Here is a 26748-nt window from a genome sequence, read left to right as displayed (position 1 = left end):
CCCCTTAACCTCCCGCCCGTCAAAAGCCATCATGTTCCGGTCACACACACAAAAAAGCGGGCGGGGACACACGGTGAACGCGAGAACCAGGACACTCGGCATCAGCGGAGCCCTGGCGCTCTCCCTCGCCCTGACCCTGACGGCCTGCTCGGGCGGCGGCGACACCTCCACCGACAAACCCGACTCCTCGGCCCTGGCCGCCAAGAAGGCCCACACCCAGACCCGCCCGATCCCCGAGGGCAAGGGCAGCAAGGTCCCCTCCGACTTCAACGGCGACGGCACCCCCGACCTCGTCCTCGACGACCTCGCCCACAAGGGCCTCGGCGACGACCCCGGCATCGGCATCGTCTACGGCCGCAAGAAGCACGGCCCCGACCCGGCCACCCGCCAGCTGCTCTCCCCCGCGAAGTACGCCGCCCCGACGAAGGGCCAGATCCCGGCCGCGTTCAGCTCCGAGGCCGCCTGCGACCTCAACCGCGACGGCTTCTCCGACCTCGTCGTCTCCACCGACCCGCCCTACGACGGCCAGGGCCGGCCCCCCGTCCCCGTGCAGATCCTCTTCGGCTCCCCGACCGGCATCTCCGGCAAGGCCGTCACCCTCCGCATCCCCGACAAGGCCCGCTTCGGCAACGACTGGCCCGACCAGCCCGTGTGCGGCGACTTCGACGACGACGGCGACGGCGACCTCGTCGTCCACGCCAGCGGCGGCCGACTCACCTTCCTCCCCGGCCCGTTCACCCGCGCCGGAGCGCCCCGCGGCACGGCCCGCCTCGTCCAGGCCTCCGGCAACGTCCCGGCCGGACCCGCTTCCGACCTCGACGGCGACGGCGCCGACGACGTCCTCGTCCGCGCCCACACCGGCACCGCCCGCTCCGCCCTGGTCCGCGGCGGCCCCACCGGCCCCGGCCGCCCCGGAGCCAAGTACCCCGCGGGCGAGGACGTGGCGTTCGGCCGCTTCGGCACGACCCCCGGCGCCGCCGTCCTCACCACCACCGGCATCACCCTCTACGGCCCCCAGGGCACCGCGGGCCGCACGGTGAAGCTCCCCGCTCCGACCGGATCGGCCCTGGACGCGGGCGACTTCGACGGCGACGGCCGCACCGACCTCGTCGTCTCCGGCGACTCCGACGACCCCGTCCGCATGCTGCACAGCGGCACCAAGCTCCTGGCGGGCCCTGACGTGAAGGGCCGCGTCGTCGCCGTCGCGGACTTCGACGGCGACGGCAGGGACGACCTCGTCCTGCAACGGGCCGCGGCGGACGGCGACACCGACACGGTCGAGGTGCTGAGCGGCATCACGGAGCCCGTGCTCGCCTGGCCCGACCCCGCCGTCACCTTCTCCACCACGGAGTTCACCGGCTGACACAATTTGCCATCAGCCCCGTACAACCCTTGCACCCCACAACGAGTCTCCTGTTCGCCGAACCGCCGATCATGCCCCGGACAACTCCGGGTGAACGACAGCGAAACCGGCACTCATCGTCGCGGATGCCCGCCAGGCATCCCCTGCAGCAGGAGCCACGTATGGCCAAGCACAGACACCTCCTCACGGCGACCGCCGTCGCCGCGGCCCTGACCGGCGCCCTCGTCGTCACCGGCACGGGCACGGCCACGGCCGGCGACTCCGTCCACCACCACGAGGCCGACTTCAACGGTGACGGGTACGGCGACGTCGCGTTCTCCGCGGGCAGCTCCACCGTCGCCGGGTACAGGGAAGCCGGCTCGATCGTCGCCCTGTACGGCTCGGCCACCGGTATCAGCAGCACCGCGCGCAGCACCGTCACCCAGAACACCTCGGGCGTCCCCGGCGGCGCCGAGAAGGGCGACCACTTCGGCTGGACCAGCGCCTACGGCGACTTCAACTCCGACGGCTACGACGACCTCGCCGTCGGCGCCTCGTCCGAAGACCTCGCCGGCGACACCGACGGCGGCATGGTCACCATCCTGTGGGGCTCCGCCGCCGGCCTGTCCGGCGGTACGACGCTCCCCGACCCGGCCGTCTCCTCCCACGACCGCTGGGGTCGTTCGCTCGCCGCCGGCGACTTCGACGGCGACGGCAAGGACGACCTCGCCGTCGGCTCGTCCAGCGCCACGATCTACGTGTACAAGGGCGGCATCTCCAAGTCCGGCACCGCCGGCGGCCGTTACACGATCAAGCCCGCCATCACGAGCGGCGGCTACGACGGCCCGGTCAACCTCACCGCCGGCGACGTCAACGGCGACAAGCGGACCGACCTCGTCGTCAACGGCTACGAGACCAGCTCCGAGATCGGCTGGAACACCAACTTCTACGTACCCGGCTCCTCCTCCGGCCTCACCATGACCGGCGCCAAGACGCTCAAGCGCGGCATCATCACCGGCATCGGCGACGTCAACGGCGACGGCTACGCCGACATCGTCACCGGCCAGAGCTGGGACCCGGAGAAGGACGGCTCGCAAGAGCCCTCCGTCCCCGAGTCCGTCGTCGGCGGCCAGGTCCACATCACGTACGGCTCGGCCTCCGGCCCGGCCGGCACCACCAACGTCACCCAGGACTCCGGCAACGTGCCCGGCGGCTCCGAGCGCGGCGACTGGTTCGGCGGCGAGGTCTCCCTCGGCGACGTCAACGGCGACGGCTTCCAGGACCTCGTCGCGGGCGCCTCCGGCGAGAACCTCGGCAGCCCCTCGGTCGTCGACACCGGCTCCGTCACCGTCCTCTACGGCTCCCCGAACGGCATCGACACGACCTCCGGCGCCCAGTTCTTCGCCCAGTCCACCCCCGGCGTCCCCGGCGACGACGAGGCGTACGACTACTTCGGCGGCGAGGTGAAGCTCACCGACGTCACGGGCGACGGCAAGTCCGACCTCACCGTGGGCGCGTACGGCGAGAACAGCGGCAACGGCGCCCTGACCTACCTCCCGTCCAACGGCACCAAGATCACCACGACGGGCGCCCGCTCCATCTCCACGTCGGCCGCCGGCGTCAGCACGGACGGCTACCCGGAATTCGGAGCCAACGCCGCCAACTGACCGGCCGTCTCGGCCCCGCACCATCACCCGGCGCCCCCTCCCCCAGTACGGGGGCGCCGGCCCCAGCACCTGATCCCGGAGTCCCCCCATGCACAAACGCGCCCTCCTCCTCGCCGCCACCTTGACGGTGTCCGGTGCCCTCGCCCTGCCGGCCGCACAGGCCACGGCGGCCCCCGCCAAGTACAGCGACGACTTCAACGGCGACGGCTACCGCGACCTCGCGGTGACCGCGCCTTTCGCCACGGCCAACGGCGCCAGGCAAGCCGGTTCGGTGGTCGTGTCCTACGGCTCGGCGAGCGGCCCCGGGAGCTCCACCTCCCGCGTGGTCTCGCAGAGTTCGGCCGGTGTTCCCGGAGCCTCCGAGGACAGCGACATGTTCGGATCGGCGGTCGCCCCGGGCGACTTCGACGGCGACGGGTACGGGGACCTCGCGGTGGCAGCCACCGGCGAGGACTCCACCGCGGGCACAGGCTCCGGTGCCGTCACCGTCCTGTGGGGCAGCCCGGCCGGCCTCACCGGCGGCACGGCCCTGCGGCTCCCGAGGGTCAACTACATCAGCGGGTTCGGCCACGCACTCGCCTCCGGTGACTTCGACGGTGACGGGCGTACCGATCTGGCGGTCGGTTCCGCAAGCTCCAACAACGTCTTCACCTACATCGGCGGCACCACCCGGACCGACACGCTGGGAGGACAACACGGCTTCGCTGCCGATGCCTTCTCGGACAACAGCACCATCGAGTCGCTGGCCGCAGGAGACATCGACGGCGACCACACCGACGACCTGGTCGTCGGCGGCCACTACAACGCGACCACGGACCTCTACAAGCAATCCGTGTACCTGGCTCCCGGCGACTACTCCTGGCTCGGCGACCACCACGCGGGCGACATCGCGCACGGGACGAACGCGGCGGTCGGCGACATCGACGGTGACGGCTTCGAGGACATCGTCACCGGCAACCCCTGGGACGAGAGGTCGTTCCCGGGTTCGACCGACGGCGGCAACGTCACCGTGACCTACGGCGGGGCCGACGGACCCGACACCTCCCGACCCCCGCTCACCCTCACCCAGGACACCCCGGGCATCCCCGGTGCCGTCGAGAAGTCCGACCGTTTCGGTGCGTCGGTGGCACTCGGCGACATCGACGGTGACGGCCACGCCGACCTCGCCGTCGGTGCCCCGTACGAGACCGTCGGCACCGCGGAGTTCACCGGGTCCGTCACCGTGATCCCCGGAGGCGCCGCCGGTCCGTCCACCGAGGCCTCGTACGCGTACCACCAAGACACCACCGGCGTACCCGGAGCGGCCGAGACCGGAGACAACTTCGGCTCGGCCGTCGCCCTGCGCGACACGAACGGCGACGGCCACGCGGACCTCACGGTCGGCACCTCCGGCGAGAACAACTATGTGGGCGCCGCGTCGTTCCTCAAAGCCGCCGCCACAACCCTCACCACCAAGGGCTCGGTGAGCTTCAGCGGCACGACGGCCGGACTCCCCGATTCCTACTACCAGCCGGAGTTCGGCACCGCCATCGGCTGAGCGACCACTCACCACGCACCCCCAGGAGCACGACGTGCGCGCAAGAACCCTGGCCCTGGCGACCACCGCACTCCTCGCCACCGGCCTGCTCTTCCCGGCAACCGCGACCGCCGCCACTGCCCGGTACGCCGACGACTTCAACGGCGACGGCTACCGCGACTACGCGTACCCCAGCTTCAGCGACGGGGACGGCGGCAGCGTCGCCGTCGTGTTCGGCACCGCGAGCGGCCCCGGCACCGCCGACGCCCAGCGCATCAGCCAGGCCAGCCCCGGCGTGCCCGGCGCCGACGAGGACACCGACGAGTTCGGCGAGGTGCGTGCCGCCGCCGACTTCGACCAGGACGGCTACGGCGACCTCGCCGTGGCAGCGGTCAACGAGAAGAATTCCCAGGGAGCCGCCCGGGGCGCCGTGACCATCTTGTGGGGTTCACCGAAGGGCCTCGCCACCGGCACGACGGTGGCGAACAAGAACCCGGTCGGCGGCATGGGCCAGGACCTGGCGACCGGCGACTTCAACGGCGACGGCCATCAGGACCTGGCCCTCGTCAACGGTGCGGTCACCTACGTCTACCGCGGCCCGTTCACCCGCTCCGGCACCACCGGCACCGTCACGAAGCTCGACAAGACGACGTCCTTCTACTCGACGGCCCTGATCTCGGGGAAGGTCAACGGCGACGGCAAAACGGACCTCGTGATCATCGGGGACGTGGTCACGTCCTCGTACTCGGCCGCCGACGCCTGGTTCATCAAGGGCGGATCGAGCGCGCTCACCTCCGACAGCACCCTCCGCCTGGCCTCCATCGACGGCGACGTCGGGCGCGCCGAACTCGGCGGCGACGGCGTCATCGCCGACTTCGACAAGGACGGCTACGGCGACATCACCGTGGGCACGCCTCTCTACTCGAGGCACAAGGGCCGACTCACCGTCTGGAAGGGTTCCTCGTCGGGCCCCTCCACCAGCACCCGCATCACCCAGTCCTCCGACGGCATGGCCGGCACTCCGGAGAACTACGACAACTTCGCGTCGTCGATCTCCGCGGGCGACGTCAACGGGGACGGCTACCAGGACCTGGCGATCGGTGTGCGCAGCGAGGCGATCGACGGTAAGGACAACGCGGGCGGAGTCCACGTCCTCAAGGGCCGCGCCAGTGGTCTCTCCGGCACCGGCTCCCAGTGGTTCGCCCGCAACACCCCCGGCGTACCCGGGCCGCTGAACCCCTACGACGCCTTCGGCGATGTGGTGCGGCTGCGCGACGCGAACGGCGACGGCACGGCCGACCTCTACGTCGACGGCGGAGACGGCTCGCTGAGGCTGCCCGGCTCCGCGACGGGTATCACCACGGTGGGCGTGACGGACATCTACGAGCCGCCCGTCTCGGCGTACCTCCAGTGACCCCTAGGGCCGCCCCGTAAGGGATGTCACAGCTCAGCCGCAATGCCGGGCCCGGTCCCCCAGGCCCGGCATCGGGGGCGGGAAACCAGGTACGTTCGACCACGTGGCTGGATTCAGGAACGGACGCGGCCGGGACAACCGCGAAGCGCCGCAGCAAGGGCACCCCCCGCACGCCCCGTACGGACAACCGCAGCAGCAGTACCCGCAGCAGCCGTACGGGCAACCGCAGCAGGCGCCTCAGCAGCAGTGGCCCCAGGGCGGCGGGCACGGCGAGCCGGAGTACTTCGGCGGCGCCGGTCACGACCCGTACGCGGCGAACAACCCGGGTCACACGCAGGCCTTCTCGGTGCACGACGACCCGTACAACCAGGGCGCCACGTACCAGGCGGGCGCGGCCCCGGCGGGCCCCGTCGGCCCCCGCCTGCACTGGAAGGAACTCCTCTCCGGAGTCGTCCTGCGCCCCAACCAGACGTACCTCCAGATGCGGGACTACGCGATGTGGGGCCCCGCCCTCGTCGTGACCTTCGTCTACGGCCTGCTCGCGATCTTCGGCTTCGACGGCGCCCGCGAGGACGTGATCAACGCGACGATGTCGTCGGCGATCCCCTACGTCCTGACCACCGGCGTCGCCGTCACGATCAGCTTCTTCATCCTCGGCGTCGTCACGCACACCCTGGCCCGCCAGCTCGGCGGCGACGGCGCGTGGCAGCCCACGGTCGGCCTGTCCATGCTGATCGCCTGCCTGACCGACGCCCCGCGCCTGGTCGTCGGCATGTTCCTCGGCGGCGACGAGATGTTCGTGCAGCTGCTCGGCTGGGCCACCTGGCTGGCCGCCGGCGCCCTGCTGACCTCGATGGTCTCCAAGTCCCACGACCTCCCCTGGCCGAAGGCCCTGGCCGCCTCCGCGATCCAGCTGATCGCCCTGCTGTCGATCATCAAGCTGGGCACGTTCTGACGCCCTGAGCACACAGAAGGGCCCGGCGCCGTCGTTCATGCGACGGCGCCGGGCCCTTCTTCACATCTGCGGCGACTCAGGCGTCGAGCACCTGGTCGTCCCGCTTCACGACGGGCGGCTCGACGGACCACGGGAAATTAATCCAATCGTCCGTGCGCTTCCACACGTATTCGCACTTCACCAGCGAGTGCGACTTCTCGTAGACCACCGCGGACCGGACCTCGGCCACGTGGTCGAGGCAGAAGTCGTGGACCAGCTTCAGCGTCTTGCCGGTGTCGGCGACGTCGTCGGTGATCAGGACCTTCTTGTCACTGAAGTCGATCGCGTTCGGCACCGGGGCGAGCATGACCGGCATCTCGAGCGTGGTGCCCACACCGGTGTAGAACTCGACGTTGACCAGGTGGATGTTCTTGCAGTCCAGGGCGTACGCGAGGCCGCCCGCGACGAAGACGCCGCCGCGCGCGATGCTCAGGATGATGTCCGGCTCGTAGCCGTCGTCGGCGATGGTCTGCGCGAGCTCGCGCACGGCGCCGCCGAACATCTCGTACGTAAGGTTCTCGCGCACGTCACTCATGTTGCTGCCGCTCACACCTGGGTCCGATGGAAATTCTGGAAGGAGCGGGAGGCCGTCGGGCCACGCTGCCCCTGGTAACGCGAACCGTATCGCTCGCTGCCGTACGGGAACTCGGCGGGCGACGACAGCCGGAACATGCACAGCTGGCCGATCTTCATGCCGGGCCACAGCTTGATCGGCAGGGTCGCGAGGTTCGACAGCTCGAGCGTGACATGACCGCTGAAGCCCGGGTCGATGAACCCGGCGGTCGAGTGCGTCACGAGGCCGAGGCGGCCCAGCGAGCTCTTGCCCTCGAGGCGCGAGGCGAGATCGTCGGGCAGCGAGATGACCTCGTACGTCGACGCGAGCACGAACTCACCCGGGTGCAGGATGAAGGGCTCGTCGCCCTCCGGCTCCACCGTCCGGGTCAGATCCGCCTGCTCGACGCTCGGGTCGATGTGGGGGTACTTGTGGTTCTCGAACACCCGGAAGTAGCGGTCGAGACGTACGTCGATGCTCGACGGCTGCACCATGGATTCGTCGTAGGGATCGATCCGCACCCGCCCGGCGTCGATCTCGGCCCGGATGTCCTTGTCTGAGAGAAGCACTCACTGAGGATACGCAGAGCGCGGGGGCCCGCCACAATCGGCGGGCCCCCGCGCTGAGCCACTGCTTCCGCCTGCCGCTACCGCTTGTCGGATCCCACAGGAACCGAGTGCCGGAGCCGGGCGCACCTCGGACACCGGATGAGCCGGCCGGGACCGAGTCGGTCGGCCTGCTGCATCGGGAACGAAGCGGTGCTGAACACGTGCCCCTCGGCACATCGGACGACGGTGCGCTCCATCGAGTCCATCAAGTCCCGGAGTCCCTTCCCCACGAGCCATGTGGTCAGTTTCCTGACCGACGACGGGGTCACATTACGGGATGAAAGGGACGCGAATCCACGCGGCGCTCCGCCTCTGAACAACCCTCGCGCGGTCCCCCCACCGTACGCCCCAACTCCCTTCACCCGCAGTCACTTCCAGGCCTCGGAACGCAGCCGGGCCCCGGCGCTTCCGCGCCCGGGACCCGGGATGAGGTACAGTGTCCGCGAGTACGGATCAGTTCAACGGCCGTACCGTGCGGGTGTAGTTTAGTGGTAGAACATCAGCTTCCCAAGCTGAGAGTGCGAGTTCGATTCTCGTCACCCGCTCCATCGGACCCCCGAGTCGTCGACTCGGGGGTTGTTTGTTTTCACGGTTCGTTTTCACGGCTTGTTCTCAGGGGTGGCGCGGGTCGCGAACTGCTTCAGGAACAGGGCCTCCACGTGGGCCATGTGTTCGATCTCCGTCGGGTCGACGCTCTCGTTCGGGGCGTGGATGAGGCAGCGGGGTTCCTCCACTCCCATCAGGATGATCTCGGCGCGGGGGTAGGCCGAGGCGAGGACGTTGCACAGGGGGATGGAGCCGCCCTGGCCGAGGAAGGCGAGGGGTTTGCCGTAGACCTGGCTCATGGCTTCGCCGAGGGCCGTGTAGGCGGGGCCGTCGGTGGCGGCGCGGAAGGGGGAGCCTGTGCTTTCCGGCTCGACGGTGACGCGGGCACCCCAGGGGGCGGCTTCCGTGAGGTGTTTCGTGAGGGCCTCGCGGGCGGTGCCCGCGTCCATGTCCGGCGGGACGCGGAGGCTGACGCGGGCGCGGGCGGTGGCCGGGACGGCGGCCGCGGAGCCGACGACGGGCGGGCAGTCGATGCCGAGGACGGTGACGGCGGGGCGGGCCCACAGGCGGTCGGCGACCGTGCCGGTGCCGGTGAGGTGGACGCCGTCCAGGACGCCGGCGTCGCGGCGGAAGGTCGCCTCGTCGTAGCCGACGCCCTCCCACGTGCCCTCGCAGTCCAGGCCGTCGATCCGGGTGGCGCCCGTGGCCGGGTCGCGCAGGGTCGACAGGGTCTGGATCAGGGCGGCGAGCGCGTCGGGGGCGGGGCCGCCGAACATGCCCGAGTGGATCTCGCCCTTCAGGGTGTCGAGGGTGACGACAAGGTTGGCGAGGCCGCGCAGGGTGATCGTCGCGGTGCCCGTGCCGACCTCCGCGTTGCCGGTGTCGCACACCAGCAGGGCGTCGGCGAGGAACTCCTCCGGGTGCTCGGTGACGTACGCCTCCAGGCCGCCCGTGCCCTGCTCCTCCGAGCCCTCCGCGACGAACTTCAGGCCTACGGGGATGTCGTCGCCGAGCGCCCTGAGCGCGGTGAGGTGCATGACGATGTTGCCCTTGCAGTCCGCGGTGCCGCGCCCGTACCAGCGGCCGTCGCGCTCGGTCAGGGTGAACGGCGGGGTGGTCCAGGCCGCGTCGTCGAGCGGCGGCTGGACGTCGTAGTGGCAGTAGAGCAGGACGGTGGGCGCGCCGGGCGGGGGCGGGCGGTGGCCTATGACGGCGTGGCTGCCGTCGGCGGTCTCGACGAGGTGCACGTCGTGCAGGCCGGCCTCGGCGAAGGCGTCGGCGACCCAGCGGGCGGCCTTGTGGCACTCCTCGGGCGGGTACTGGCGGGGGTCGGCGACCGAGGGGACGGCGACGAGGTCGGTCAGGTCCTGTTTCGCGCGCGGCATCAACGCCGCGATGCGTGCGGCCAGTTCGGTCATGCGTCTCGCCTCACCGTGTCGTCGGTCTTCAGGTCGTCGAGCTTGTTCTTGAACTTGTCGAGCTTGTCGGGGCAGTAGATCTTGAGGATCTCGGCCTCGGCGCGCAGGGCGCGGGCGTCCCCGATGACGGGGCGCTGGCCGACGAAGGCGGCGCCGTTGGAGACGTTGATCTTCCAGAGGGCGGAGGCGAGGGCGCCGACGGGGTCCTCGCAGACGGTGCCGCCGTCGGTGCCGAGGGCCCGCTGGATCGTCCCCGTGTCGGGGCGCGGGTAGCCGGCCTCCTCGGCGGCGTCGGCGAGCTGGTTGGCCTTCTTCGCCGCCTCGTTGCCGGTCTTCACGCTCTCGTACTGGATGATGCCGATGATCGCGAGGACGACGAGGAGGACGATCGCGCCGACGTAGATCCACTTGTGTTCGGAGGCGAAGCGGGTGGGGCTCATGACGTGCCGCCTTCCTCGGCGGCCTCGGTGCGCCAGCCGGGTTTGCGGAACTTGAGGAACGCCCACGGGATGAGCAGGCCGAGGATGATCAGGCCGGCACCGATGAGCAGGACGTACGACCAGACGCTGCCGCTGCCGAACTGCGAGGGCGGGACGAAGCCGATGGTGAGGGCGGCGATCGAGGCGAGCAGGCCGACGGTGCACAGGAGGCCGAGGGCGGGGACGCGGTAGCCGCGCGGGTGGTCGGGCTGGGTCTTCCGCAGGCGCATCGCGGCGACGAACATCAGCAGGTAGACGATGAGGTACACCTGCGTGGTGATCGTCGAGAAGATCCAGTACACGTTGGAGACGTTCGGGATCAGCGCGTACAGCAGGGCGATGACGGTGGTGACGACGCCCTGGGTGACGAGGATGTTCTGCTGGACGCCGAACTTGTTGAGCTTCTGCAGGAACGGCGGCAGGTAGCCCTCGCTGCGGGAGATCTCCAGCAGGCCCTTGGACGGTCCGGCGAGCCAGGTCAGCATGCCGCCGAGGGCCGCGGAGATCAGCATCACGGCGGCGATCGGGGTCATCCAGCCGATGTGGAAGTGGGAGAAGAAGGCGTCGAAGGCCTGCATCACGCCTGCGGTGAGGCTGAGTTGGTCGGCGGGGACGACCCAGCTGATGGCCAGCGCGGGCAGGATGAAGATCAGCAGGACGAGGCCCATCGCCAGGAACATCGACTTCGGGTACTCCTTCGCCGGGTTCTTCAGCGAGGAGACGTGGACGGCGTTCATCTCCATGCCGGAGTAGGAGAGGAAGTTGTTGACGATGAGGACCAGGCTCGCGAGGCCGGTCCACGCCGGCAGGAGGTGGTCGCTGGTCATGGGGGCGGCGGAGGCGTTGCCCTGGCCGAGGAAGACCATGCCGAGGACCACGAGGAGGGTGCCCGGGATGAGGGTGCCGATGATGAGGCCCCAACTGGACAGTCCCGCCAGGGCTTTGGTGCCGCGCGAGGACACCCAGACACCGGTCCAGTACAGGATCATGATGACGATCGCCGTGTAGAGGCCGTTGGAGGCCAGGGACGGGTCGATGACGTACGCGATGGTGCTCGCGACGAAGGCGAGCAGGCTCGGGTAGTAGAAGATCGTCATCGCGAACTGGCACCACACGGCGAGGAATCCGAGCGGTTTGGACAGTCCCTCGCTCACCCACCGGTAGACGCCGCCCGACCAGCCGGAGGCGAGTTCCGCCGAGACCAGGGCGGTCGGCAGCAGGAACACGATCGCCGGGACGAGGTAGAGGAAGACGCAGGCCAGGCCGTAGACGGCCATCGTGGGCGCGGCCCGCAGGCTGGCCACGGACGCGGTCGTCATCAGGGCCAGGGTCACCCAGGACAGGGTCGGCCGGGCGGCCGTGCTCACCTCCGTCCGGGCGGCTTGTCTCGGAACATCCGCCGGTACGTCCATCGATGCCATCAGGCCCTCCTGGGAGCTGCGGACGAGGTCGGGGCCAGCCTCGGTGGGGTCGCGGCCGGGCGCAGGACGAGTGGGCCGTTCGGGTGAGGCGGGCGGAGCCGGTCCCGGGTCCGGGGCGCCCGAGATGCCGACCGTGGGGGGCGCGGGCAGGCTGGAGCCTCTGAGGCCGGAGCGAGGAGGCGGGTGTGGAGCGACGCGAGGCCGCGGAGGCGGGGCAGGGCGGGGGTGCGGGGCCCGCGGATCCGGCGGGGCTCGAAGGTGCGGCCGCGCACGAAAGTCCGGTCGCGCTCGACGACCTGGTGGTGTTCCTGTCCCGGCTGACCGGTCTCCTGCTGCGCACCTCCGGTGAGGGCGCGCACCTGATCGAGCGGGCGGTCGCGGACAGCGCCCGCGCGTTCGGCGGTTCCGCGTCGCTGCTGCTGGTGCCGGAGGCGGCCGCGCTGGCGGTGACCGCGGCGGACGGCGCCACCCGTACCGTCACCGTGCACGGTGTCCCCGAGGTGTTCCGGCTCGATCAGGTCGCCGCGTTGCAGCCGTTGCTCGCCGAGGTGCGGGGCGGGACGATCGGGCTCGCGGCGGCGGACCGCCGGCTGGCGGCGATCGTGGCGGCCCCGGCGCCGTACCCGTGGTGGCTGAAGTTCCTCGGCATCGTGCTGTTCTCGCTGGGGTTCGCCCCGCTGATGCAGCCGACCTGGTACGAGATCGGCGCCACGGCCGTGCTGGCGGCGCTGGCGGCGGGGCTCGCGGTCGCGGCGGAGCGGGTGCCGGTGCTGGAGCGGATCCTGCCGCTGGTGGTGTCGGTCGTCGTCTCCGTCGTCACGATCGAGGTGTTCGCGGACGATCCGGCGCGCGGCGGTCCGGTGCTGCTGATGCTTCCGGCGCTGTTCTTCTTCGTGCCCGGCGACTATCTGAGCGCGGCCACCGCCGAGCTGTCGGCCGGGCTGATCACCACGGGTGCGATCCGGCTCGTCTACTCCGTGTTCCTGCTGGTCCAGCTGTATCTCGGGGTGCTGCTCGGCGTAGTCGTCACGGGCACCGACACCCGTGCCCTGTTCGACGTGGCCGCGGACGCGGATCTGCCCCGGTGGGCGCTGTTCCTGGCGTGGATCGTGTTCACGGCGGGCACGGTGCTGGCGTTCGCGATCCCGGTGCGTTTCTTCGTGCCGCTGCTGGTGCTGGTGTACGTGACCGTGGGGGTGCAGTCGGCGTTCACGAAGCTGGTCGGGGAGACGGGCGGTACGTTCGTCGCCGCCGTCGTGCTGGCCGCGGCGGCCACGCTGATCGCGCGGCGTCCGGGCCGTCCGCCCCGGCTGATCCTGATCCTGCCGGGCTTCTTCACGCTGACCGTCGGCTCGCTCGGCATGCGGGGTCTGACGACGCTGGCGGGCGGCTACGTCATCGAGGGCTTCCAGGATCTGATGAAGCTGGTCACGATCGTCACGGCGCTCGCGGTGGGGCTGGTGGTGGGCGGTGCGCTGGTGGAGGGCGGGGGTCTGCGGCACACGCCCGGCCGGGACGTGGCCGAGCCCCTGTGACATTCCTTGATCGCCTTTCGCTCTCGTAGCGGGGGCCGGAGACACCGGCTGCCCCAGAAGGGCTCAAGTGCTTCTCAAACGCGTCGTGTTGACCGTGGGAATCGTCGTCGCCGCGGGTCTGCCGACAGCAGGGACCGCCGTGGCGGGGCAGGAGGCGGCGGCCGCTCCGATCACCGCCACCGGCTACTCCTCGGGCTCTCCCGCACTGGTCACGCTCGACCCGGTGACCGGAGACGTCACCCGGACCCTCGCGCAGAACGCCGACCAGGGCGTCCTGTCCCCGAAGGGCTCCACCGTGGCGTACGTCCAGCGTGACGCCACCTGCATCCCGCAGCCCGAGGGCTGCATGTACGCCCGGAACCTGGTGCTCGCCGACAGCGACGGCAGCGACCGGCGCGTGCTGGTCCCGGGCATCGCGCCCGAGACGAACGAGGCCCCGTACGTCGGACACCCCGACTGGTCCCCCGACGGCAAGCGCATCGTCTACTCCAGCCCGCGCGGCATGGAGTGGATCAGGAGCGACGGCTCGGGGCAGGAGGTGCTGACGACGACCGGCGGCGCGGGCACGTTCTCGCCGGACGGCAAGAGCATCGCCTTCGTGCGGACCAGCACCTACGAGACGCCCGACGGCCGGGAGTACGGCAGGGACGTCTGGGTCATGGACCTCGCCACCCGGGAGGCGCGGCAGATCAGCACGGCCCGCAACGCGTCGTCCGCGCCCGTCGACTGGTCCCCCGACGGGCGGCGCATCGCCTACGTCACCGAGAACGGCCTGACCACCGTCGACGTGGCGACCGGCGCCACGACGGAGCTGCAGAGCACCTGGACGACCGCCCTCAGTGGCGTCCAGGGCCCGGTCTTCTCCCCCGACGGCACCCGGATCGCGTTCTCCGCCGTGAACGACGTCGACGCCACCGGCGGCGTCTACGTCGCCGACGCCACGGACGGAGGCGACGTCCGGGTTCTGACGGGCGAGCCCGCGATTCCCACGGACTGGCTGAACGACTGAGGAAAACCGGCCGCGGACCCGCGCTCTGGCGTCGCGGGCCCGCGGTCGGGCGGGGGGCTCCGAGCTTCTTGTTGCTGTGCCGTCCGAGGCGGCGCAGGCTGGAGGGGACAGGGCTCAGTCGTGAGGTGACCTCCATGAACCGCCTCGTCCCCGCGGCGGCGGTGCCCCTGCTGCTGACCGCGGCGATCGGTGTGAGCGGCTGTGGGAGCGGCGACGCGTCGTCGTCCCGGAGCGACGCCACGGTGACCAGGACCGTCACGGAACCGCCGCCGCCCTCGCCCTCCGCCTCCGAACCGTCGAAGCCCCCGGCGTCCGAGCCGCCGTCTCCGAGAACACCGTCTCCGAGGACTTCGTCCGAGTCGGCTCCCAGGGCTCCGTCGCCGGTGAGCGACGCCGCGTCGGTCGTCCGGTCCTATGTCGCGGCGATCAACGCGCGGGACTACGCCCGTGCCTGGGACCTGGGCGGCAGGAACCTCTCGGGCTCGTACGCGCAGTTCGTCGCCGGGTTCGCCGGCACCGCCCACGACACGGTCCGCATCCTCGGCTCCGACCGGACCAGCGCCTCCGTCAGGCTGGAGGCCACGCAGACCGACGGCTCGCTGAAGGTCTTCGAAGGCACGTACACGGTGCGCGACGGCACGATCGTCGGCGCCGACCTGCACGAGGTGGCGGGACCGGACCCCAGTACCGACGGAGGCTACCGCTACTTCAAGAACTGCGCCGCTGCGTGGGACGCGGGCGCCGCCCCCATCGAGAAGGGCGAGCCGGGTTACGCGCCGCACCTCGACCGCGACAACGACGGCGTGGCCTGCGAGCCGTACGACGACGCGTCGCCGTGAGTCCGGTCCGCCTTGGTCCGGGCTCAGGCCGGCTACGCCGCGGGGCCCCGCCCGGATGTCACCAACCGCCAGGCGGACTCGAAGAGTTCGGGGAGGGTGTGGGTGGGGAGGGGGGCGGGGGTGTCCAGGCGGCCGTTGTAGGAGGGTTCCACTCCGAGGAGCCGGGCTTTCCATGCCTCCATGGGGTGGTAGGGCTTGGCCGCGGGGATCCATTCGCCCGGGAGGAAGAGGCCACGGCCGGCGCGGGCTCGCTTGTCCTCGGTGACCAGGCCGCGTTCGACGAGCGTGGCGGCGGCCTTCTGGTGGCGGGCGGGCCTCCAGGCGTTCCAGGTACGGATGTTGCGGTCGGTCGGGGCGGGCAGGGTCAGGAGCTGGAGGTAGAGGGCGGCCGCGTCCTCGTCCACTTCCAGGGCGCCGGCCACATCGGTCAGCAGTGCGGGGGCGGAGCGGGCCGGGTTCGTCTCGTACGCGCCGGGCGGGAGCGGGGCGTGCTCGATGCGGTCCATGAGGCGGGCGCAGACCTGGTCGCGCAGCCACTCCACGCAGGGGAGATCCTCGGAGTAGCGGTTGTAACGGTTGACCGCGCGGGCCGACTTCAGGGCCTGGGTGCGCTCGTCGGCGCCCAGGAGCGCCGGGCGGAAGTACAGCGAGGGCTGCATGCGGTCGCCTCTCCGCTCGGCGACGCCGTCCACGACCACGGTCAGGCCGTCGTCGAAGCTCTCCTCGCTGAGCGGCTCCGGGCCTTCGGTGTAGGCGTGCGGGCCGAAGCGGTCGCGGACGTCGGCCGCCCGGCGGCCCTCCGTGGCGCTGAGGTGTCCGGCGTCGAGGAGCAGCCGGGGGTGGTTCAGGCGCTCGTGCAGGGCGCGGACGAGGCCGGGGGCTCCCGAGCGGACCGGGTCACCGGCGGGCAGTTCGGCGTAGACGTGGAAGAGGTGCGGGACGACCGCGCGCAGGGTGTCCCGGAAGTCGAACAGCTCCCCCTCCTCCCCTGTGGTCGGGAACGGCTGGTATTCGCTGTTGCGGATGAAGGTGTCCAGGTCGGTGCCGAGGCCACGGATGTCGGCGTGGTCGGTGAACGCCGCGCAGAAGCGGGACGCGGACAGCCGTGAGGTCTGCAGGTCGAGGACCGTCTCGAAGGTGCGCTCGGGGACGACGGCCCGCCGGCCGTAGCGCTCCCGCCACGCGTGCGCGAGCCGCTCCGCCACCGTGCGCATGCCCTGCGGCTCCCACAGCTCGGCGGGGTCGTCGGGCAGGACGTCCGCGGCCAGGTCGAGCCGGTCCGCCGGGCCCGCCCGGTAGGGCTCGCGGGCGCCGTCCTCGATCTCCTTCGCCTTGAGCCGCAGGGACGTGCGCCGGGCGGTGTCGAAGTCGGTGAGCCGGCCGCCGTCGAGCATCCCCGCCAGCGCGAACGTGGCCGCCGCGCGGCTGATACCGGTGCCGTCCCGCAGCAGGGTGACGGCGCCGAGGTCCCACGGCACCGGGCCGCGCTCCCGGACGAGCCGCACCAGCCGGCGGACCTGCTCGGCGCTGCCCCAGCCGCCGGCCGGTACGTCGCTCACCTCGGTGATCGTCCCGAGCTCGGGCGGCGGCGCCTGCCCCGTCCGCAGGTCGACGAAGGTCCGTAGCCGGTCGGCCCGCCATCCGGCCACGACGGCCGCGCCCCGGTCGTCGCGAACGGCCGGGGGCGCGCTCTCGTCCATCCGCACCACGCCCGTGCGCAGCCGGGCGGCCGGGTCGGCGAAGGGGCTGTCGGCCCAGATCTCGAGGAGCGCCAGCAGCCGGAGGCGCCGGTCGTCCCGCGTCGGCTCCGCGGCGGCGCGCAGCGCGACGGCTCCGATCCGGCCGATGAAGCGGATCCAGGACCCCTCGCCCGCGACCCCGGGTCCCTCGCCGGGCGCGGCCGGCTGCCAGGTGCCGGCCAGGTACCGCCCGGCCCGCTCGATGGGAGCCAGTCGCTCCCCGCCGGTGCCGCACCAGTACCCGCTGCCGCGCACGAGGCCGTCGAGCGCGACCCCCAGCTGGAAGTCGTCCAGCCCCCTGAAATCGTCCCGTGCACTCAGCAGTTCGCCGTCCGCCGTCATCCCGTTCCCCCGTCTCACCGCGCCACGCCGCCCCGTCGGCCCGTGCATCGATCATGGCGTACGGGTCTGACAGCGCGGGGAGTCGGTCCGGGGCCGGGTACGGGGTCAGTAGCGGTAGCCGGGCCAGTCCGGGTGGGTCCAGCGGGGTTCGTCGTGGAGGGCCAGGAGGCTGATGCGGCGGCGTAGTTCGTCGGGGGCGGCCGCCGATGCGAGGCGGGGGGTCGCCTCGGTCAGGAGCCAGTCGGCCAGGTCCGTACGGAGGCGGTCGCGGTCGGTGTCGTACCAGTTGCCCTGCCAGGGGAGGTCGTCGCCGAGGAGGTCGTACTCCCATTCCGTGGCCGCGAGGATCAGGTGCGCGTCGCTGACGGGGCCCGTGGTGCGGGTCCAGGTGTCCAGGTAGGGGGTGAGGGTGCCGGAGGCCTCGGCGCAGACGGACAGGACGTCGTGGGCGGGGGCGGGCGGGGCCGGGTCGGTGAGGGCGTGGGTCCACCAGGCGTCGAGGAAGTCCCGTACTGCCGCTGCCTGTTGGGCGGGCCACTGCTGCCAGCGGCCTCGGGCGAAGGAGCCGCCGGCTTCGGCGAGTCCGTAGACGGTCTCGCGGTCGATGCGGCCCGCGGCCAACTCCCGTGCGAACTGGGGGAGTATGCGGCGCAGTACCGCGCCGTGGTCGGTCCAGTCGATCGCCTGCCAGGTGCGGCGCAGGAGGTCCGGGTCCAGCTCGACGTCCGGGACCTTGAGGAGGGCCTGCTCCTCCTCGCTGCCCCAGTGGCAGGTGCAGTTCACCTCTTCGGGGATCGCGGTCATGCCGCGGAAGGTGACGGTGAGGGTGTGCAGGGCTTCGTCGAGGCGACGGCGCGTGAGGGTGGTGGTGAGGGGGGCCGCGAGGGGGGTGGGCGGGTCCGTGTCCATGAGGATCGGCCTTCCGGGGACTCCGGCGAGGGCGCTGGCCCGGGCCGAAGAGAGACACCCTAGTCGGTCCTGGGGGTGCGGGGGCGAGCCATTTTCTGGTTCAGGAAGGTGACCGTCAGGTGGGCGGTGACGGTGGTGATGACGATCAGGGGCATCTGGTCGTGGGCGTCCTTGCCGAGGAGGAGGACGGTCAGGACGGCGCTGCACAGGGGCAGGCCCATGACCGCGGTGCCCGCGGCGGTCATGCCGAGGGCGAGTGCCGCGGTCGGGCCGAGGCCGGGGAGCGCGGCGCAGGCGACGGCCGCCGCGGCGCCGATGAGGAGGGCGGGGAAGATCGGGCCGCCGCGCAGGCCGCCGAGGCTGATGGCCCAGGCGAGGCCCTTGCAGGCGACGAGGGCGAACAGGGCGCCCACCGACCAGGCTCCGGGGTGCGCGGCGAGTTCGCCGAGCATGGCCTGGCCGGAGAGCGCGGCCTCCTCGGGTGAGCGCCCGGTGATCAGGGCGTACGCGGAGAGGCAGACGCCGACGGCCAGGGCGCAGGCCACCGTACGGGTCGCCGTGTGGGAGCGGGCAACCCAGCGGCCGGTGCCGTGGCCGAGGCGGCGGGCCAGGGTGATGGCGGCGGCGATGAGGACGGCGAGCGGGATGCCCCAGAGGAAGTCGCCGGCGTCGGGGTTGACGTTCGGCGGGACGCTGGGCAGGGAGAGGCCGCCGATGGTCAGGCCGGTCCACTGGCCGAACCCGGTGAACACGAGCGCGCCGGACGCGCTCGCGGCGAGGCAGGGCAGCAGGAGGACGACGAGTTGGGCGCCGCCGAGTCCGGCGGCCTCCAGGAGCAGGATCGCGGCGACGATCGGGCCGCCGAGGATCGTGGAGATCGCGGCCGTGGAACCGGCGGTGGCGACGACGCCGAGCGCCTGCGGATTCTGGGCGCCCTTGATCCGGCGTACGGCGAGCAGGGCGAGGGCGCTGCCCACGGCCATCAGCGGTGCCTCGGGGCCGAGGACGCCGCCGAGGGGCAGGACGGTGAGGGCGGCGATGACGACGCCGGGGAGTTCGCGGGGGCCGATGGGGTCGCCCGCGCCGAGTCCGTCGGCGGGGAGGTGGCCGCCGCCGCCCGGGAAGCGGGTGACGATCGGGGCGAGGATCAGGCCGGCGAGCGCGAGCGCGGGCAGCGGCCACCACCAGGGGGCTTCCGAGTAGCCGACGGCGTCGGGCAGCGAGGTCCAGATCTCGTGCTGGAGCCAGTGCTGGAGGCTCACGAAGAAGAACGCGGCGAGGGCGATCGGGACGCCGAGGAGGACGGAGAGGAGGAGCAGGCGGAGGTAGGCGGGGGTCAGCAGGAGCCGGCCGGGGGACGCGGACGGGCCGTCGCCGCGGGGTGCGGCGGTGTCCTCGGCTGCCGTCATGGGGCCCCCTCGTCGTTCGCCCACCGGCCGCCCGGCGGGCCGGACCTCTTGCCGTCATCCAAGTCCGGGCCGGTGGCGCGTGCACGTGGCGGTGGGCCGAACGGGGGTCAGGTGCCGGGCGCCTGGCGGTTCACCCAGCGGTCCAGGGGCGGGGCCTGGGCCAGTACCGCGCCGATCGTCAGCGCGAACGTGACGGCCGCGCCCAGCACGATCAGCCAGGACAGCATCGCCAGGACCATGCCGAGGGCGCCGTACTCGCCGAGGGCGCGGTCCAGGGCGTGGGGCAGGTAGACGCGGGCGCTGAGGGAGAGCGCGCTGGTGGCGGCGCCGGCCAGGACGGCGCCGGGGAGCAGCGGCAGCCAGGGCAGGCGGCCGGCCAGCAGGAGGTGCTGGGTCCACAGCCATACGCCGGTGCTGAGAAGGAAGAAGAGGGGGACGCCGAGGAGGGCGCCGGCGCCGAAGCCCTGGCGGATCGGGCCCTGGAGGAAGACGAACAGGACGAGGGCGAGCAGCCACACCACCCAGCGCCAGGCGGTGATGCGGGTCGAGGCCTTCGGCAGGTCCCAGGCGCGTTCGCAGACCCGGACCATGGCGCGGCTGAAGCTTGTCGCGGAGGCGAGGGCGACGACGAGACCGATCGCTCCGCTGGTGTCGCGGATCTCGTCGTCCGCGTCGGAGTTGATGACCTGGGCGAGTTCGTCGGCGGTGGCTCCGGAGAGGCCGAACATCGTGCGTACGGAGTCCTGGAGCTGGGTGCGGACGCTGTGCGGGGCGAAGGCGGCGATCGCGAACAGGAGGGGGACGGAGGCGAGGAAGGCCTGGGCCGCCAGTCGGGTCGCCGAGTCGAGGAGTTGGCCCGTGACCAGGCGGGCGATCACCTCGGTGATGACGGGGGCGCGGCGCTCGGCTCTGGCCTGGAGGTTCTGGAGGCGGGTGATCAGGTGCGGGGCGCCCATGTCTCGGAGTATCGCGGGGCGGGGCGGGGTTCGCCCGGGGGGAGCGTCTGCGGGGTGATCGTCTCGTCGCCGGGTGCGGGCCGGTGGGGGCTGGTCGCGCAGTTCCCCGCGCCCCTGGAAGGCATGCGGCTGCGCCGCGCCTTCCCCGGACAACAGGCTCCCGGCGCCGTGATCGGGGAAATGCGGCGCGCAGCGCCTGCATTTCAGGGGCGCGGGGAACTGCGCGAGAAGCCCCACCGGCCCGCACCCGGCGACGAAGGGCTCACCCGTCCGGACGAACCCCTGTCGACGCCGGGGCGGCCTGGCCGTCCCCTGGAAGCAGCCCGAAGAAAGAACGCGCCCCCGATCGAGAAGAGGCCCAGATGACCCGTGCTGCCGTCCGGAGGACATGCGTCGGGATCGTCGTGGGAGTCATGATCGGCGCGCTCGCCACGGGGTGCGGGGACGACGAGAAGAAGGCCGACCCGTTGCGCGGGCAGCAGTGGGCGCTGGACGCGTTGCGGCTGCCGGACGCGTGGAAGGACACTGAGGGCGACGACACGGTGATCGCCGTCGTCGACAGCGGCGTCGATCTGGACCACCCGGATCTGAAGGGCCGACTGGTCGCCGGGTACGACTTCGTGGACGGCGACAAGAAGCCGCAGGACGGCTTCGGGCACGGCACCCACGTCGCGGGCATCGCGGCGGCCCACACCGACAACGGCATCGGCGTCGCGGGCGGCTCCCCCGCCGCGAAGATCATGCCCGTGCGCGTGCTCGGCGACGACGGAACCGGCAGCAACGGGAACATCACCCGGGGCATCGTCTGGGCCGCCGACCACGGCGCCGACGTCATCAACCTCTCCCTCGGCGAAGGCCCGTTGATGTCGAACCTCCTCCAGGGCGGCATCCTCAACGCGGCGATCCAGCACGCCCACGACAAGGGCGCGGTCGTCGTGGCCGCCGCCGGGAACGACGGCGCCGCGACCCAGCCGTACAAGGTGCAGACCCCGGTGCTCGTGGTCGGGGCGAGCGATCAGAACGGGCAGCCGGCCGAGTTCTCCAACTTCGGTGCGCAGAACGCCGTCTCGGCGCCCGGCGTCGGCATCATGTCGACGCTGCCGACGTACGGGGTCGAACTGACGACGAAGAAGAACGGGGACGTGGACGACTCCGGGTACGGGGAGCTCGACGGGACGTCCATGGCCGCCCCGTACGTGGCGGCCGTCGCCGCGCTGCTGCACGGCGAGGGCAAGGCCCCGGACGACATCATGCGGATCGTCCGGGACACGGCGAAGAACCCGGACCATGTGCAGAAGCTCGGGCTCGGCATCGTGGACGCCAAGGCCGCCGCCGACAGCGCCGACGACTGACCCGTCCGCCTTCCACCAGGTCAGATACCTGCGGGCAGCCGGTCGAGGAGCGCCGCGAAGTCCGAGCCCGGCGGCAGCGTGCCGAAGGCCTGCCCCCGGTCGCCGGCCAGCCGGGTCGCGCAGAACGTGTCGGCGACGGCGGCCGGCGCGTGCCGGACCAGGAGCGAGCCCTGCAGGACGAGCGCGGCGCGTTCGATGACGCGGCGGGCGCGCAGCGGGGCGTCCTCGGTGAGCGTCAGCTCGGCCTGGAGCTCGCGCCAGGCGGTGTCGAGCCGCGCGTCGGCGCCGGACGCCGCCTCGATCTCCGTACGGAACGCGTCGAGTGAGGCGGGTTCGCGGGCGAGGGCGCGGAGCATGTCGAGCGCGTTGACGTTGCCGGAGCCTTCCCAGATGCCGTTGAGGGGGGCGTCGCGGTAGAGGCGCGGCATGCCTGACAGTTCGTCATATCCGTTGCCACCGAGGCATTCCAGGGCTTCGGCGACGGCGACGGGCTGGCGCTTGCAGACCCAGTACTTGGCGATGGCGGTGGCGAGGCGCAGGAAGGCGCGCTCGGAGTCGTCGCCCTGCTGGGCGCGGTCGGCGGCGCCCGCGAGGCGCAGGGCGACGGTGGTGGCGGCCTCGGACTCGACGGACAGGTCGGCCAGCACGTTGCGCATGAGCGGCTGGTCGATGAGCTTGGCGCCGAAGACGGAGCGGTACCGGGCGTGGTGGGCGGCCTCGGCGAGGGCGGCACGGGTGCCGGAGGCGGAGCCGAGGACGCAGTCGAGCCGGGTGCTCGTCACCATGTCGATGATGGTGCGCACGCCCTTGCCCTCGGCGCCGACGAGCCAGGCGACGGTGTCGTCGAACTCGGGCTCGCTGGAGGCGTTGGAGCGGTTGCCGAGCTTGTTCTTGAGGCGCTGGACGCGGAAGGTGTTGCGGCTGCCGTCGGGCAGGACGCGCGGTACGAGGAAGCAGGACAGGCCGCCGGGGGCCTGGGCCAGGACCAGGAACAGGTCGTTCATCGGGGCGCTGGTGAACCACTTGTGGCCGCGCAGCCGCCAGGTGCCGTCGGGCTGCGGGGCGGCGGCCGTGGTGTTGGCGCGCACGTCGGTGCCGCCCTGCTTCTCGGTCATCCCCATGCCGGCGAGCAGACCGGCCTTCTCGGTGGGGGTGCGCAGGCCGGGCTCGTAGACGCGGCTGGTCAGCAGGGGTTCGTACGTCTTGGCGAGGTCGGGGGCGTGGCGCAGGGCGGGCACGACGGCGTACGTCATGGAGACCGGGCAGCCGTGTCCCGCCTCGGTGCTGCTCCACACCATGAACCCGGCGGCGCGGGCCACGTGGGCGCCGGGGCGTTCGTCGGCCCAGGCGCTGCCGCCGAGGCCCTCGCCGATCGCGACGGTCATGAGGGAGTGGTAGGCGGGGTGGAAGTCGACCTCGTCGACGCGGTTGCCGTAGCGGTCGTGGGTGCGCAGGACCGGCTCGTACGTGTTGGCCTCCTCGGCCCAGCGTCGGACCTCCTCGCTGCCCGCGCGGCGGCCGATGCGGTGCAGGTCGTCGAGGGACCAGGCGGCGCCCTCGCGGCGCACGCCCTCCAGGAGGACCGGGTCGTCGGCGACGTCGTGACCGGTCAACGGCGGGGCCTGGTTGGTCACTTCGTGGGTCACGGCGGTGGGCTTGCTCTGCACGGTGCGTGCCTCCTCGGACGGGACGGGGTTCCTCGGACGGGACGGGTGGGGTCAGGGCGTCGGTGCGCCCGCGCAGCGCAGCGCGGCGGCGGTGAGGTCGGCGAGCAGCTGCTCGGTGCCGTCCGGGTCGGGGTCGGCGAGCGGGTCGACGAGGGCCTCGCCGATGGCGCCGGTGAGCACGGCGGCGGTGATCTCCGCGTTCTGTCCGGGGAGCCGCCCGGCCGCGATGCCTTCGCGGACGACCTCGGCGTACAGGGCGCGGTAGCGGCGGCGGAAGTCGAGGCGCTCGGCGCCGACGGCCGGTTCGGCGGGGGCGGCGAGCAGGGCGTAGGCCAGGCCCCGGTTCTCCAGGGCGCGGCGGGCGAAGACGTCGACGGCGCGGGTGAGGCGCTCGACGGGGTCGCCGGGCTCGTGCAGGACCTGCCCGAGGACCTCGACCTCGCGCCCGGCGGCCCGCCGGAACACCTCGACGGCGAGCGCGGCCTTGGACGGGAAGTGCTGGTAGACGGAGCCGGCCGCGATCCCGGCCGCGGCGGCGACCGCGGTCACGGAGGCCTGCGCCCAGCCGACCTCGGCGACGACGGCGGTCGCGCTGGCGACGAGGTGCTCGCGGGCGGCTTCGAGCCGGCCGATCTCGGCGGGGGTCTTGCGGTAGGCCATGAAAGAAGTGAACCATCATTCAGAGTTTCCCGCCACGGTCGGCACCGACCCGGCCCGGCCCCTTTTCGGCCCGGAGACCCGTCCGGTGCCGTTTTGCAAGGAGAACGACATGCACCTCAGTGCCCTGCTGGACAGCGCGGTTCGCTCGGCCGGCGAGAAGGAGGCCGTGGTCTACGGCGAACAGCGGTGGACCTACCGGGAGTTCACCGACGCCGCCCGGCGCGCCGCGACCGTGCTGCGGGAGGCCGGACTGCGGCCCGGCGACCGGCTCGCCGTGATGACGTACAACACCCCGGCGTTCCTGTGGGCGGCGTTCGGCGCCTGGTACGCGGGCGCGACGCTTGTGCCGGTGAACCACAAGCTGCAGACCGCCGAGGTGGCCCGGCAGCTGCGGCACTGCGGGGCGCGGCTCGCGGTCGTCGACGCGGAGATCGGGGAGCGTGCGACCGCCGCCGACGCGGAGGTGACCTGGCTGGTCAGCCACCCGGACGCGGCGGCCGACGAGCGCCCCGCCGACAGCTTCGAGGCGCTGCTGGCCCGGGCCGAGCCCTGGCCGGGCGAGCCGGGCCCCGACACGGACATCGCCCAGATCCTGTACACGTCGGGCACCTCGGGAACCCCCAAGGGCTGTGTCCACACGCACCGTTCCGTCGCCCTCGCGGCCACGTACACGGCGGCCACGGTCCCGCTCCACCGTGACGAGCGGTTCCTGATCTGCATGCCGATCTGGCACGCGTCGCCGCTCAACAACTGGACGCTGAGCACGCTGCTGCTCGGCGCCACGGTCGTGCTGCAGCGCGAGTACACGCCGCGCGGCATGCTGGAGACGATCGAGCGGGAACGGATCACCGCCCTGTTCGGCGCCCCCATCGCCTTCCTCGCCCCGCTCCAGTCCGTCCCCGACCTGGACGCCTTCGACCTGACCTCCGTACGGGCCTGGATCTACGGGGCCGGACCGCTGGACGCCGGCAGCGCGCGCCGCCTGATGAAGGCCTACCGATCGGACGCCTTCCACCAGGTGTACGGGATGAGCGAGACGGGGCCGGTCGGGGCCTCGCTCTCGCCCGCCGAGCAGGTCACCAAGGCCGGGTCGATCGGGCGGGGCGGCATGCCCGGGGTGGAGCTGCGGGTGGTCGCGCCCGACGGCACGGACGCCGGGCCCGGTGAGACCGGCGAGATCTGGCTGCGCTCGGACACCCGCATGGTCGGCTACCTCGACGACCCCGCCGCCACCGCCGAGGTGTTCGCCGGCGACTGGTACCGCAGCGGCGACCTGGGCCGCACCGACGAGGACGGGTTCGTCACCGTCGTGGACCGCATGAAGGACGTGATCATCACCGGCGGCGAGAACGTGGCCTCCCAGGAGGTGGAGGGCGCCCTGCGCGGCCACCCGGACGTCCTCGACGTCGCCGTCGTCGGCCGCCCGCACCCGCAGTGGGGCGAGACCGTGGTCGCGTACGTGGTCGCCCGCGAGGACGCCCGGCCCACCCTGGAGGAACTGCGCAGCTGGCTGGAGCCCCGGCTCGCCCGCTACAAGATCCCCCGCGAGCTCGTCCTGCGCCCGGACCTGCCGCGCACCCCCTCCGGCAAGATCACCAAGCACGTGCTGCGGGCGGAGCACACGGCCGCGTAAGGTCGCCGCATGGCGGACGATCAGGGGCGGGGCACGCGGCGGGGACCGGGCCGGCCGCGCCAGGAGCACGTCACGCGTGCCGTCCTGGACGCCGTGGTCGAGCTGGTGGCGGAGAGCGGCATGGCCGCGCTGACCATGGACGCCGTCGCGGCCCGCGCCGGCGTCAGCAAGCCCGCCATGTACCGGCGCTGGCCCACCAAACAGGACCTCGTCATCGCGGCCGCCGAGTCCCGGATCGGGCCGCTGAACGTGCCGGACATGGGTGACTTCCGCGCCGAGCTGCGGGCCGTCCTGACCGCCCGCATGACCGCGTACCGGCAGCCCGGCATCGCACGGCTGCTCGCCGGGGTGATCGGCGCCGCCGCCGAGCAGGACATGGTGCCCGAGGGGTACGGCGCGTACACGGCGCGCGTGACGAGCGAGACCCGGCACGTCCTGGAGCGCGGCGTGACGCGCGGCGACGTGCGGCCGGACGCCGATCTGTCCACGGCGACGACCCTGGTCGCCTCCTCGCTGGTGTTCCGGCTGGTCGCCGAGCAACGGCTGCCGGACGAGGCGCTGGTCGACTCGGTCGTGGACCTGGTGGGGCGCGCGGTCGCGTCCTGACACCGCGCGGGTGCCGTCACCCGCGCCGCGGAAATCAACCCGTCACACCCCCTTGCCTCGCCGCGACTCAATATCGATACTGCCGGTTACGTAATCCGTGTCTGTCATCCAGCCGCTCGCGTTCCGCGTGCGCT

Annotated in this window: 22 protein-coding genes and 1 tRNA gene; 12 read left to right on the top strand and 11 right to left on the bottom strand. The window is 72.2% G+C overall.

All coding sequences use genetic code 11. The annotated features are described in order from the left end of the window. Window positions 1-73 precede the first annotated feature (73 nt). From ACIBTU_RS05490 to ACIBTU_RS05470, 5 genes are all read left to right on the top strand, one after another. Window positions 74-1363, top strand: a complete 1290-nt coding sequence (locus tag ACIBTU_RS05490; protein ID WP_399124577.1) for an FG-GAP repeat domain-containing protein — start codon at window positions 74-76, stop codon at window positions 1361-1363. 161 nt (window positions 1364-1524) lie between these two features. Further along, on the top strand, window positions 1525-3009 hold the full coding sequence (locus tag ACIBTU_RS05485) for an FG-GAP-like repeat-containing protein (RefSeq protein ID WP_399124576.1): 1485 nt from the start codon (window positions 1525-1527) through the stop codon (window positions 3007-3009). An 88-nt stretch (window positions 3010-3097) separates the two neighbouring features. Further along, entirely contained in the window at window positions 3098-4546 is a 1449-nt protein-coding gene (locus ACIBTU_RS05480) for an FG-GAP and VCBS repeat-containing protein (protein ID WP_399124575.1), read from the top strand. A gap of 34 nt (window positions 4547-4580) precedes the next feature. Beyond that, window positions 4581-5939, top strand: a complete 1359-nt coding sequence (locus ACIBTU_RS05475; RefSeq protein ID WP_399124574.1) for an FG-GAP and VCBS repeat-containing protein — start codon at window positions 4581-4583, stop codon at window positions 5937-5939. A gap of 103 nt (window positions 5940-6042) precedes the next feature. Then, window positions 6043-6894, top strand: coding sequence for a Yip1 family protein (locus ACIBTU_RS05470; protein WP_399124573.1), 852 nt, complete (start codon window positions 6043-6045; stop codon window positions 6892-6894). A gap of 76 nt (window positions 6895-6970) precedes the next feature. Here ACIBTU_RS05470 and ACIBTU_RS05465 read toward each other — a convergent pair whose 3' ends face one another. Next, window positions 6971-7468 carry a phosphoribosyltransferase gene (locus tag ACIBTU_RS05465; protein ID WP_399124572.1) on the bottom strand — a complete coding sequence of 166 codons (498 nt, stop codon included), beginning with the start codon at window positions 7466-7468 and terminating at the stop codon, window positions 6971-6973. An 11-nt stretch (window positions 7469-7479) separates the two neighbouring features. Next, window positions 7480-8055: a dCTP deaminase gene (gene dcd, locus ACIBTU_RS05460; RefSeq protein WP_399124571.1), complete on the bottom strand. Its 576-nt coding sequence runs from the start codon at window positions 8053-8055 to the stop codon at window positions 7480-7482. A 513-nt stretch (window positions 8056-8568) separates the two neighbouring features. Between dcd and ACIBTU_RS05455 the strand changes: the two genes are divergently transcribed. Beyond that, window positions 8569-8642: transfer RNA gene (locus tag ACIBTU_RS05455), tRNA-Gly, on the top strand. 51 nt (window positions 8643-8693) lie between these two features. Here the strand turns inward: ACIBTU_RS05455 and ACIBTU_RS05450 are convergent. Genes ACIBTU_RS05450 through ACIBTU_RS05440 form a run of 3 tightly spaced genes read right to left on the bottom strand, consistent with a single transcriptional unit; the run spans window position 8694 to window position 11958 of the window. Further along, window positions 8694-10058 (bottom strand): dipeptidase, encoded by a 1365-nt coding sequence (locus tag ACIBTU_RS05450; RefSeq protein ID WP_399124570.1) that lies wholly within the window; start codon window positions 10056-10058, stop codon window positions 8694-8696. Beyond that, on the bottom strand, window positions 10055-10498 hold the full coding sequence (locus ACIBTU_RS05445; protein WP_399124568.1) for a hypothetical protein: 444 nt from the start codon (window positions 10496-10498) through the stop codon (window positions 10055-10057). The genes ACIBTU_RS05450 and ACIBTU_RS05445 overlap by 4 nt, the downstream gene beginning before the upstream one ends. Next, window positions 10495-11958, bottom strand: coding sequence for an APC family permease (locus ACIBTU_RS05440; RefSeq protein ID WP_399124567.1), 1464 nt, complete (start codon window positions 11956-11958; stop codon window positions 10495-10497). The genes ACIBTU_RS05445 and ACIBTU_RS05440 overlap by 4 nt, the downstream gene beginning before the upstream one ends. Window positions 11959-12143: 185 nt before the next feature. Here ACIBTU_RS05440 and ACIBTU_RS05435 point away from each other — a divergent pair, with 185 nt between their 5' ends. From ACIBTU_RS05435 to ACIBTU_RS05425, 3 genes are all read left to right on the top strand, one after another. Further along, complete coding sequence (locus ACIBTU_RS05435) at window positions 12144-13493, top strand: threonine/serine exporter family protein (protein ID WP_399124566.1); 1350 nt, start codon at window positions 12144-12146, stop codon at window positions 13491-13493. Between the two features lie 85 nt (window positions 13494-13578). After that, on the top strand, window positions 13579-14502 hold the full coding sequence (locus ACIBTU_RS05430) for a DPP IV N-terminal domain-containing protein (protein WP_399124565.1): 924 nt from the start codon (window positions 13579-13581) through the stop codon (window positions 14500-14502). Window positions 14503-14885: 383 nt separating this feature from the next. After that, window positions 14886-15341, top strand: a complete 456-nt coding sequence (locus ACIBTU_RS05425) for an excalibur calcium-binding domain-containing protein (RefSeq protein ID WP_399124564.1) — start codon at window positions 14886-14888, stop codon at window positions 15339-15341. 32 nt (window positions 15342-15373) lie between these two features. Here the strand turns inward: ACIBTU_RS05425 and ACIBTU_RS05420 are convergent, their stop codons facing one another. From ACIBTU_RS05420 to ACIBTU_RS05405, 4 genes are all read right to left on the bottom strand, one after another. Then, on the bottom strand, window positions 15374-17422 hold the full coding sequence (locus tag ACIBTU_RS05420) for a hypothetical protein (RefSeq protein WP_399124563.1): 2049 nt from the start codon (window positions 17420-17422) through the stop codon (window positions 15374-15376). Window positions 17423-17527: 105 nt separating this feature from the next. Then, complete coding sequence (locus ACIBTU_RS05415; RefSeq protein WP_399124561.1) at window positions 17528-18331, bottom strand: hypothetical protein; 804 nt, start codon at window positions 18329-18331, stop codon at window positions 17528-17530. A 59-nt stretch (window positions 18332-18390) separates the two neighbouring features. After that, complete coding sequence (locus ACIBTU_RS05410; protein ID WP_399124560.1) at window positions 18391-19740, bottom strand: chloride channel protein; 1350 nt, start codon at window positions 19738-19740, stop codon at window positions 18391-18393. A 107-nt stretch (window positions 19741-19847) separates the two neighbouring features. Next, a complete protein-coding gene (locus ACIBTU_RS05405; RefSeq protein WP_399124559.1) occupies window positions 19848-20696 on the bottom strand; it encodes a YhjD/YihY/BrkB family envelope integrity protein in 849 nt (282 codons plus the stop codon). Window positions 20697-21058: 362 nt separating this feature from the next. Here ACIBTU_RS05405 and ACIBTU_RS05400 point away from each other — a divergent pair, with 362 nt between their 5' ends. Further along, a complete protein-coding gene (locus tag ACIBTU_RS05400) occupies window positions 21059-22048 on the top strand; it encodes a S8 family serine peptidase (protein WP_399124558.1) in 990 nt (329 codons plus the stop codon). Between the two features lie 20 nt (window positions 22049-22068). On the opposite strand, the gene ACIBTU_RS05395 is transcribed toward ACIBTU_RS05400, so the two are convergent. Continuing rightward, window positions 22069-23715, bottom strand: a complete 1647-nt coding sequence (locus ACIBTU_RS05395) for an acyl-CoA dehydrogenase family protein (RefSeq protein ID WP_399124557.1) — start codon at window positions 23713-23715, stop codon at window positions 22069-22071. 51 nt (window positions 23716-23766) lie between these two features. After that, window positions 23767-24375: a TetR/AcrR family transcriptional regulator gene (locus ACIBTU_RS05390; protein WP_399124556.1), complete on the bottom strand. Its 609-nt coding sequence runs from the start codon at window positions 24373-24375 to the stop codon at window positions 23767-23769. Window positions 24376-24484: 109 nt separating this feature from the next. Between ACIBTU_RS05390 and ACIBTU_RS05385 the strand changes: the two genes are divergently transcribed. After that, window positions 24485-26008 carry a class I adenylate-forming enzyme family protein gene (locus tag ACIBTU_RS05385; RefSeq protein WP_399124555.1) on the top strand — a complete coding sequence of 508 codons (1524 nt, stop codon included), beginning with the start codon at window positions 24485-24487 and terminating at the stop codon, window positions 26006-26008. 9 nt (window positions 26009-26017) lie between these two features. Then, on the top strand, window positions 26018-26614 hold the full coding sequence (locus ACIBTU_RS05380; protein WP_399124554.1) for a TetR/AcrR family transcriptional regulator: 597 nt from the start codon (window positions 26018-26020) through the stop codon (window positions 26612-26614). Window positions 26615-26748 lie beyond the last annotated feature (134 nt).

Origin of the sequence: Streptomyces sp. NPDC050145 (assembly GCF_044460245.1) — a bacterium.
Lineage (GTDB): Bacteria > Actinomycetota > Actinomycetes > Streptomycetales > Streptomycetaceae > Streptomyces.
The sequence above is the reverse complement of the archived record's forward strand: the minus strand, read 5'-3'. Positions and strand labels throughout refer to the sequence as shown.

Excerpts from the sequence above, each read along its gene's own strand:
- ACIBTU_RS05380 (WP_399124554.1), top strand. The coding sequence starts at position 26,018 with ATGGCGGACGATCAGGGGCGGGGCACGCGGCGGGGACCGGGCCGGCCG.
- ACIBTU_RS05420 (WP_399124563.1), bottom strand. The coding sequence starts at position 17,422 with ATGACGGCGGACGGCGAACTGCTGAGTGCACGGGACGATTTCAGGGGG.
- ACIBTU_RS05385 (WP_399124555.1), top strand. The coding sequence starts at position 24,485 with ATGCACCTCAGTGCCCTGCTGGACAGCGCGGTTCGCTCGGCCGGCGAG.
- ACIBTU_RS05400 (WP_399124558.1), top strand. The coding sequence starts at position 21,059 with ATGACCCGTGCTGCCGTCCGGAGGACATGCGTCGGGATCGTCGTGGGA.
- ACIBTU_RS05440 (WP_399124567.1), bottom strand. The coding sequence starts at position 11,958 with ATGGCATCGATGGACGTACCGGCGGATGTTCCGAGACAAGCCGCCCGG.
- ACIBTU_RS05445 (WP_399124568.1), bottom strand. The coding sequence starts at position 10,498 with ATGAGCCCCACCCGCTTCGCCTCCGAACACAAGTGGATCTACGTCGGC.
- ACIBTU_RS05450 (WP_399124570.1), bottom strand. The coding sequence starts at position 10,058 with ATGACCGAACTGGCCGCACGCATCGCGGCGTTGATGCCGCGCGCGAAA.
- ACIBTU_RS05480 (WP_399124575.1), top strand. The coding sequence starts at position 3,098 with ATGCACAAACGCGCCCTCCTCCTCGCCGCCACCTTGACGGTGTCCGGT.
- ACIBTU_RS05390 (WP_399124556.1), bottom strand. The coding sequence starts at position 24,375 with ATGGCCTACCGCAAGACCCCCGCCGAGATCGGCCGGCTCGAAGCCGCC.
- ACIBTU_RS05405 (WP_399124559.1), bottom strand. The coding sequence starts at position 20,696 with ATGGGCGCCCCGCACCTGATCACCCGCCTCCAGAACCTCCAGGCCAGA.
- ACIBTU_RS05485 (WP_399124576.1), top strand. The coding sequence starts at position 1,525 with ATGGCCAAGCACAGACACCTCCTCACGGCGACCGCCGTCGCCGCGGCC.
- ACIBTU_RS05410 (WP_399124560.1), bottom strand. The coding sequence starts at position 19,740 with ATGACGGCAGCCGAGGACACCGCCGCACCCCGCGGCGACGGCCCGTCC.
- ACIBTU_RS05415 (WP_399124561.1), bottom strand. The coding sequence starts at position 18,331 with ATGGACACGGACCCGCCCACCCCCCTCGCGGCCCCCCTCACCACCACC.
- ACIBTU_RS05465 (WP_399124572.1), bottom strand. The coding sequence starts at position 7,468 with ATGAGTGACGTGCGCGAGAACCTTACGTACGAGATGTTCGGCGGCGCC.